Below are 8,355 nucleotides of genomic sequence, written 5' to 3' on the forward strand. Positions count from 1 at the left end.
TCTCACGGTTACGAGTTCAACCTATGACGCGATTAGCGTTCAATGGACAGCTTCTCCGAAAGCAGATGGGTATGACGTTTATCTGGGTGATAAATTGGTGGAATCTACAACTGCTACAAACTACACGTTTACGCAACTGACGCACAGTACGACCTATTCCATTGGTGTAGTAGCCATTACTAAAAATGAGGATGAGATAATCGAAAAGTCCGAAATGACAAAACTAGAGGCAAAAACATTAGATTACACGGCTCCGCCAGAGTCGTCATCTGGGAACCCGCAAGCGGTCAAAGATAAAAATGAGCTTGATTCCAACGTTACGAAATCCGGCGGCAAGTGGACCGTTACGATTTTGAAAGATGCGGCTATTCAAACTATTGGAGCGGCTAGCTCCGCCGAGCTAAAAGTGACTGTCGGCAACGATGCAGCCCAAGTGGATGTCATCCTTCCTAAGGAAGTTATTGCAGCGCTTGCCAGCAAAAACGATAAGGCGAATTTGTCCATCATCTGGAACGGAGTTACCTATGTCATTCCAGCCCATGCGATTCACCTGAAATCAGATATCAAAATTTCGATTACTCCACCGACTGCGAGCGAAGCAGCTACAATTGAACAAGTGGCGAAAAAGAATGGCTATACGCTAAAAGTTTCGTCGCTTGATTTTAAGATTTTTAAGCTAATAGCTGACAACAAATATGAGGAAGTCACTGATTTTGGCCAGTCTGTTCTCACCCGTATTTATCAATTGAATGCTAAAGATATAGATACAAACCGTGCAAACGGCGTTGTTTACTTGCCTGGCACAAATGAATTCCGTCCACTCCATACGGTGTTCAAAAAAGACGATAAAGGCGGAGTTACCGCTCATCTGGTCAGCAACGGCAACAGCATCTATACCATTGTCGAATCCATCTTCAACTTCAAAGACGTGACGGCTGAATGGAACAAAAACCATATCGAGCGTGCAGCAGCCAAATTAATCGTTTTTGGACAATCGAATGAACAATTCGGAGGAAACACGATCATCACTAGGGCTGAATTTATTTCCATGATCAGCAGAGGCCTCGGCATCGTGCCAAAAGTAGAAGGCGCTCCATTTGATGATGTAGCGGCAGATTCCAAATATGCTGGAGATATTGCATTAGCTAAGGAATTAGGCATCATTACAGGCAAGAGCGAGCAGCTATTTGATCCGAACGGTACGATTACTCGCCAGGACATGGCAGTCATTTTGGCAAAAGTGATGAAGCTGATTGATCGTACGGCAGACGGTGACGCAGCATTGCTTGAGTCATTCCGTGATCAAGCTTCTATATCATCCTATGCTAAAGCTTCCGTTGCACTATTAGTTAAAGAACAAATTTTGCAAGGCGTATCCGAGACGAAATTTGATCCTCAGTCGAAAGTGACGAAAGCACAGGCAGTCGTAGCCGTGATGAGATTGCTTGATGATTTGGGATTAGCGAGCAAATAACCTTTTTAAAAAATGCAAAAGAGGGACGGCGCAGTTTGAACTGCTCCGTCCCTCTTCTATTACTGTACTGTCTGCATTTTCTCGTATAAATTAAATTCCCCCATCGCATTGGAGGATAAACCTTTATGTTCATACCCGCAGCTTAGGTAGAATGCATTGAGCTTCGGATTATTCGCAATACAGTCCAGCCGAATACGGTCTTTTCCCTCAAAATGAATACCTGATCCTGCCCAATCCACAATGGCCTCACCTAAGTTTTTGCCTGCAACCTCACGGTTAATGTTAAGTCGATGCAGATAGATGGACTGTTCATGCCCCTCTTCGCCCCATAGCTCGCGATCCCAAGCGCTTGCTTGCTGCATAAGCATGACCATTCCTGCCAATCGGTTGCCTTGCCTAAATAGGTATACTTCACCGCGTTTAATTGCCTCAGGCGTTTGATGAGAATCCTCACCCTTCAACAAGCCGCTCCACTGCGTAGAGCCTTTGCTCTTTAGCCATTTAGCTGTTTGGATGAGAAGCTGCAATACAGCTTCCGTATCCTCTGGTTTTGCTTGATATACGTTGATATCCGGTTGAATGACGCCAATATGATCCGTGCGTGTAAATATAGACATGTTGATTAACCTCCATATAATAGGTCCTTCTATTATAACTCTTCTCGTCTTATTTCAGCTATGTCAGCCCTCTTCCATGCGTCAAATCATATATTGCCGAAACTGCTAAAGCGAATCAACTTGCTCACTATAAATGCTGCCACAACTAAACCACGTGTGAGGATGTGGTTTTTGTTCATTAATACATGATGCAGCTCAACTATCGGAGGTTTTAGAAAAAGCCAGAGAGTCTATCGAGGACGAAGAAAAATAAATAAAAACAACGGTAGTTTTTAATAGATCGTTGCTTTTAGAATTAAATTTCTAAAAATCATCTATTATAATAAGATACCTCTATAATTGTTTATGGGTGTTGGATTTAACTTTAATTTGGGGGTGTTGGAAATAGATAACGGTGCTTTTGTTGCAATTTTTTCGAGTTTTATGGCAAACACTCCATAGCTTCATGCTCATCTACAACAATGTGAAAGAATGCTTGCCTTTTGTTTGAGAGCTTCGTCAGATTCCCCCTTTCATTTCTTACTGCTGTACTATCGTTTGACCGATCAAGCTAGTATCATCGACCCATTGTCCCCCTGCTGTACTCACCAGGAGTTATTCCTACTATCTTCTTGAATGCTTTAGAAAAATGATGAATATCTGAAAACCCACAATAACTTGCGATCTGCTCTTGTGTCAGCTTGGATGCAAGCAGCAGATCACAAGCATGATCTATGCGTGTTTTTAACAAATATTGATGCGGTGTTACACCGTACTGCATTTTAAATACATCGTTAAATCTTGAAGTAGATAGATTAGCTCTTCGCGCCATATCAACTACCGATAAAGGTTCGCTCAAGTTAAACGAAAAATAAGAAGTAATCCAATTTAATGCCTGCGGTGACATTTGCTTCACATGATTGGCAGGTATGTAATCCTCTAGTATGGAGGTGATCAATTCCATCATTCGGGTTTGTGCCTTCAATTGCATAATGGAGTCTTTATACTGCCAAAATTCCACCACTTGCAAAAATGTATCCCGAAATTTAGATGGATGACTTAGCTTCAGCTTCACCGGAATATGAGTTTGGAACTGCTCGTCCAATCTCGGCTGCATAAGATGCTGATAGGGGGTCAAATCCAATTGGCCCGCTCGTGTTGGGAAGCTTTGGTCGCTAGTCGTGCTATAAAATAGATCAAAGTGTGCAAACGGCGTTACCGTATTCGTTGTCCCTTCCAAACGATTCACACTATTCGGCTGAATGAAACAAAACTCACCTTTTTCGAATGGATAGGCCACCCCATCAACTGTGAACAAGCATTCCCCTTCCTGTACATAGACAAGCAAGTAATCAAGCAAGCGGCGTTCCGGCAGTACCCACGGTTTTCGCAGCGCAAAATCGCACTCCCGTATATAGGGCACGATCCGGTGGTTCATCGTTGCATCCATGCCAGGTTTCATGAACATCCTCATCCTCTACTCGTAATTACTCACAGAATATCATATCTATCCCACAATTACAGTTGTTTTTGACAAACTTATTTGAAGCTTTGACAAAGCCAGATCATAGAAGAATCCTTTACACTGTATGTATTGCGAAGCTGAAACAAACACATACAATTAGGAGGAAATATGATGAATGAAAACAATAGGTTAAGCACGCTGCCCCTGCTTGAAGAAAGCTATTCTCTCACGCAAGAACAAATCGCTTCTTATCAAAAAGATGGCCATCTCTTTTTAAAAAATGTCGCATCCGCAGAAATGATAGAAACGTATGAACCAATCATTAGTGACTTGGTATTTAAGCACAATTACCATGATAAACCGGTCTCTGAACGGGATACTTACGGCAAAGCTTTTATACAAGTAGGCAACCTTTGGGAGATGAGTGAGGCTGCAGCTGCATTCACACTGGCAAAACGTTTTGCAAGAATAGCTGCAGAATTAATGGGTGTTGAGGGTGTCCGGATTTATCATGATCAAGCATTATTCAAAGAACCTGGCGGCGGTCATACGCCATGGCATCAAGACCAAATTTATTGGCCTTTCGATACCAATAATACCATTACGCTGTGGATGCCGCTGGTCCCTATTCCTGAAGAAGTGGGTACAATGAACTTTGCTTCCGGCACCAATCATTTGGGTTATGTCAGCAGGCAAGAAATTTCGGATGAATCACATAAAACCCTTGGTCAATTCATCGAAGGACGCAGCATTCCTCAAGTAAATTACGGTGCTATGGCGGCTGGAGACGCTACCTTCCATGCAGGTTGGACCATCCACTCTGCTCCGGGTAATCCAACTGACCATATGCGCAAGGTGATGACCATTATCTACTATGCAGACGGTACACTCGTTGGTGAGCCAGACAGCAAGGCAAGACGCTCTGATCTTGAAAATTGGCTGCCAGGCTGCAAGCCGGGCGGAATCGCAGCGAGTATTAAAAATCCGTTGGTTTATAAGAGGGAAAACGAATAATAAATAGTTTTAATAAAACAAAAAGAAGAGGGGCTGCGTGCACCCCTCTTCTTGATTTATTCAAATATACCCTGACTTGTTTTAACTCTTTAAGCTTCTTCTAATTATTATACAGCTCACTCTTAGTCTTATTTGTTTTCACACTAGCTTTCTTAAGAGCCGATTTCACAAGAGATTTCAAATAGCTATTCAATTCCCCTTACATTCTATCAATTCCAGTCCGTATATAAGGAATCGCTAATTTGATAAATTCTTCCGGCGGTGTCTTGTGACTATTTCTTCGCCATTCTACAGAAACCCCATAAATTCCCCAGCTTAATAGGACAGCTGTAAGTTTTAGAGCTTCATCCTTCTCCGCTTTATGCTGCTTTAACAACATTTTATAAAAAATAATTTCAAGCTGTTCCCTAATAATACGGGCAATGGTATCTTCGTAGCCTCTATGGCAACGACTGGATAATGACTTTTGAAAATTTGTTACAGCTTCAAAGATGCTAACAAATACTTCTTCATTTAGTTCGTCATTTTGATAAAAGTCATAATTCAAATTGACTAACAATACTTCTGACAGTACTTTTTCCAATAAGTTGTGTATATCTTCAAAATGATAATAAAAAGTTGCACGATTAATCATCGCTTCTGTAGTTATATCTTTTATCGTAATATCTTTAAATTCCTTTTTCCCTGAAAGTTCAATGAAAGAATCCATAATTAATTTGCGGGTACGTAGAACTCGGGGGTCCGACTTTGATTCGGTCATTTTGTTAACCTCCTACTTTTTAAACAACTTCTTAAATGTGTTGTATAAACGACACATCCACAGATCTATTGGTGTTGATGATTTTAATTATGATTTAAAATTTAATTGCAAGCAAATAAATATGTATTTCGCTAACGAGGTATAAGTGTTTGCTTTTCATCGCTTATCTTTACTTATTAAAAGAGAAATGAGGAATTAAAATGGGGAACAATAATAATATGGTTTGTGATCTACAAACAGGCGTATGCGGGGTAGCTGAAGAGGAGGAAGTGGAGATTATTGATTTTAATCCGCCCACAAAAGCAGTTAATCTTTACTATGTGACCGATCCTATTTGTTCGCATTGCTGGGCGCTTGAACCTGTGCTTCGTCGTTTTGTAGAGCAATACGGGAACTTTTTTAACTTTCATAAGGTTATGGGCGGTTTGCTGGAAAAATGGCATGATGGACCAATCGATCCGGCAAACGGCATTCATAAACCAGCCGATGTGGCCCCTCACTGGAGAGAAGTTGGAGAGCATTCAAGAATGCCAATTGATGGGACTTTAATGATAGATAATCCAGTTCAATCATCCTACCCGCCTTCTCGTGTATTTAAGGTGATTCAAAAAAATCATACTGATGCAAAAGCAACAGAATATTTGCGTCGTTCAAGAGAAGCACTGTTTGCATTTAATCAAAATATATCAGATAAATCGGTTATGATTGAAATCGCAAATCATATCGGCCTTGATGGAAAAGCAATTGTAAACGAAGCTGAACAACAGGTCGGTCTTCAATTGTTACATGAGGATTTTGATCTAGTTAGAAGGTTGGGTGTCCGAGGTTTCCCTACCATTATTATGACTAATGAGGAGAATAAGGGCGTAAAAATTGTTGGCAGCCGTCCGTTGGATAACTATGTTGACGGTTTGAAAAAAGTTCTGAATCTCGAAGATTTACAACCCAAACCAGTCCCTTCCCTTTCTGACTTGCTTGAAAAAGAAAAGCTTCTTTTCTCCAAAGAAATTGAAGTCATGTATGATGTTGAACAAGCAGACGTAAAATTTCTTATTGAACAAGAGCTTCCAACAAATCATTATCAGGTGAACAAAATTTTAGGAGAATTGTATTTTACCGCTACTAAATAAACAAAGGGAAGTGACTATAATGTCGTACGTATTACAAGTGGATTTTAAAATGAATGGACCGTTCGGAGATGAGATGGCAGAGGCGTTTTCTGATTTAGCAAAAAGTATCAACGAAGAAGATGGATTCATATGGAAAATCTGGACAGAAAATTCCGAAAAAAATGAAGCCGGTGGAATTTATTTGTTTGAAACAAAAGAAACGGCTGAAAAATATAACATTATGCACACTAGCAGATTAGCTGACTTTGGTATAACAGATATCAATGCAAAAATCTTTTCCGTCAATCCCAAACTTACTGAAATCAATAAGGGACCTGCTTATTGCAATGAGAGTTCTAGTCCGGGAAATCCTACTTCATAGTTACCAACTCCTTCTATTCTATGTATATAGCCCTAGCGTAGAATACGTTCGGGCTTTAAATGGCAGGTAAATGTGGCTCATAAAATGCTAATTAMTAACGAGCGACAAAAAGCACTCCACATGTGTGGAGTGCTTAACATAGCGATATAAACTATTTCAAAGTTATTACCTTCGACAGCTCGACTTCCATCGGAATAACCTTGTATTACTTGCTCGCTAGCGCCATATCAATCCACGAAGAAACTTTTAGCATCTTACATGCTTGCGTTTGAAACCAAGCCGCTGTTTATCAACTGCTTTTTGAATCTGTTCAGATGCGACCAAAAAACTGCTTTTTTTCTTGTCCCGATTAACTTCTACCGGGCCTACTTCCAATGCGATCTCCATTGCTTTATCATGGAGCCGCATGTAGGATACCCCTACTGTGTARATAAAATTATTCATTGCATATTTTGTTCGTTCGGGAGCATCATGAATCGTATTTTTCACAGTTTCGAGCAGATTGGCCATTTTGCTTTCGGTAAATTCATCATCCGGCCGACTCCCCAAAAGCCAGCAGTAACAGCTCCAACCCGCAGACATTTTCAGTTCTTCTCCGCTTGCGATCCATTTGTCAGCCACTTCTTGTGCAATATCGGCTTCTGCCAAGGTTACCGCAACAACATAATCGGACAGCATATAAAAATAAGCTCCATCCATCCAACGGTCATAATCCGCTTCCGTCATCGCATTGGGATCTGCAATAATTCCGGCAAAATACATGGCGTCGTAGTTCCCTGTAGCATAAAGCTGCTCAGCCAACGGTTGATTTATTTTTGTTTTTTTGAAAATAGGCTTCATTTGGCCTGTAGCAACACCAAAAAGCGGTTCCTGTGCGCCATTGGATTGGTATATTTTTTTAGTTCGATCCTTGCCAAGAGCTTCAATCTCCTGCATAACCATTTCTAAATTCATTGTTTTACACTCCCTTTTGAGATTTCACCGTCTTCTCCTACACCAGCAGTTTGTTTCTGTTGCATTAGTAACTTTTCATCCTATTTCAATGACCTTCTATAAAAAAACCACAGACCAGTAAGATTTTATTTATCCATAAAATTCGTTTTTCGCGTCCGTTTCACATCAAAATCTCAACGAAGACAAGTATATGTTACCACTATTTGAGCATAGAGAATATGAAATGAAGTTAAAAAATCATTCCTTGCTAGAGCACAACCACATGAACCATACATGGGATTATATCTAGCTTCGGCACTTCATGCTTGAACCTGCTCCCTTTGCTGTTACTTCATTTTTCGAAAAAGTCGTTCAAACGAAAAAAATGCCCCAGAGAAAATTCTCTGAGGCATTTTTTCAATGGAGCATCTCTGCTCCTATTTCTTTTTCTTCACTTTTTTATTCGCGGCTTTTTCAATATTCTCAGCTACTCTGTATTTTACGATCTCACCAATTAATTCGTAAGGTATAGGCTCGTCTAAAGGGAAGCGAATCGACCCTTTTGCCCCTTTATACGGGGATAATTGCTGTTTAAAGGCCTCAATTCCGCTTGGAGCCGGAT

8 protein-coding genes and 1 pseudogene are annotated in these 8,355 nt (G+C 40.6%); 4 read left to right on the top strand and 5 right to left on the bottom strand.

Annotated elements, in window-relative coordinates; translation table 11 throughout:
• A partial coding sequence (locus tag AC1DSE_RS25185; RefSeq protein WP_477528362.1) for an S-layer homology domain-containing protein occupies positions 1-1,474 on the top strand: 1,474 nt, incomplete at its 5' end.
• A 59-nt stretch (positions 1,475-1,533) separates the two neighbouring features.
• Here the strand turns inward: AC1DSE_RS25185 and AC1DSE_RS25190 are convergent.
• Positions 1,534-2,091, bottom strand: a complete 558-nt coding sequence (locus AC1DSE_RS25190; RefSeq protein ID WP_477510482.1) for a GNAT family N-acetyltransferase — start codon at positions 2,089-2,091, stop codon at positions 1,534-1,536.
• A 556-nt stretch (positions 2,092-2,647) separates the two neighbouring features.
• A complete protein-coding gene (locus AC1DSE_RS25195) occupies positions 2,648-3,532 on the bottom strand; it encodes a helix-turn-helix domain-containing protein (RefSeq protein WP_477510481.1) in 885 nt (294 codons plus the stop codon).
• A 174-nt stretch (positions 3,533-3,706) separates the two neighbouring features.
• Between AC1DSE_RS25195 and AC1DSE_RS25200 the strand changes: the two genes are divergently transcribed.
• Entirely contained in the window at positions 3,707-4,549 is an 843-nt protein-coding gene (locus tag AC1DSE_RS25200; RefSeq protein ID WP_441884147.1) for a phytanoyl-CoA dioxygenase family protein, read from the top strand.
• A gap of 199 nt (positions 4,550-4,748) precedes the next feature.
• Here the strand turns inward: AC1DSE_RS25200 and AC1DSE_RS25205 are convergent, their stop codons facing one another.
• Positions 4,749-5,309 (bottom strand): TetR/AcrR family transcriptional regulator, encoded by a 561-nt coding sequence (locus AC1DSE_RS25205; protein WP_441884144.1) that lies wholly within the window; start codon positions 5,307-5,309, stop codon positions 4,749-4,751.
• 200 nt (positions 5,310-5,509) lie between these two features.
• Between AC1DSE_RS25205 and AC1DSE_RS25210 the strand changes: the two genes are divergently transcribed.
• A complete protein-coding gene (locus tag AC1DSE_RS25210; RefSeq protein WP_477510479.1) occupies positions 5,510-6,439 on the top strand; it encodes a DsbA family protein in 930 nt (309 codons plus the stop codon).
• A gap of 19 nt (positions 6,440-6,458) precedes the next feature.
• A complete protein-coding gene (locus tag AC1DSE_RS25215) occupies positions 6,459-6,800 on the top strand; it encodes a monooxygenase (protein ID WP_477510478.1) in 342 nt (113 codons plus the stop codon).
• Between the two features lie 246 nt (positions 6,801-7,046).
• Here AC1DSE_RS25215 and AC1DSE_RS25220 read toward each other — a convergent pair whose 3' ends face one another.
• Positions 7,047-7,754, bottom strand: a complete 708-nt coding sequence (locus tag AC1DSE_RS25220; RefSeq protein ID WP_477510477.1) for a DNA alkylation repair protein — start codon at positions 7,752-7,754, stop codon at positions 7,047-7,049.
• Positions 7,755-8,170: 416 nt separating this feature from the next.
• Positions 8,171-8,355, bottom strand: a pseudogene (locus AC1DSE_RS25225) (hypothetical protein); the annotation flags it as partial.

Source organism: Paenibacillus sp. 01L418 (assembly GCF_056400045.1).

Excerpts from the sequence above, each read along its gene's own strand:
- AC1DSE_RS25205 (WP_441884144.1), bottom strand. The coding sequence starts at position 5,309 with ATGACCGAATCAAAGTCGGACCCCCGAGTTCTACGTACCCGCAAATTA.
- AC1DSE_RS25190 (WP_477510482.1), bottom strand. The coding sequence starts at position 2,091 with ATGTCTATATTTACACGCACGGATCATATTGGCGTCATTCAACCGGAT.
- AC1DSE_RS25210 (WP_477510479.1), top strand. The coding sequence starts at position 5,510 with ATGGGGAACAATAATAATATGGTTTGTGATCTACAAACAGGCGTATGC.
- AC1DSE_RS25215 (WP_477510478.1), top strand. The coding sequence starts at position 6,459 with ATGTCGTACGTATTACAAGTGGATTTTAAAATGAATGGACCGTTCGGA.
- AC1DSE_RS25200 (WP_441884147.1), top strand. The coding sequence starts at position 3,707 with ATGAATGAAAACAATAGGTTAAGCACGCTGCCCCTGCTTGAAGAAAGC.
- AC1DSE_RS25195 (WP_477510481.1), bottom strand. The coding sequence starts at position 3,532 with ATGAAACCTGGCATGGATGCAACGATGAACCACCGGATCGTGCCCTAT.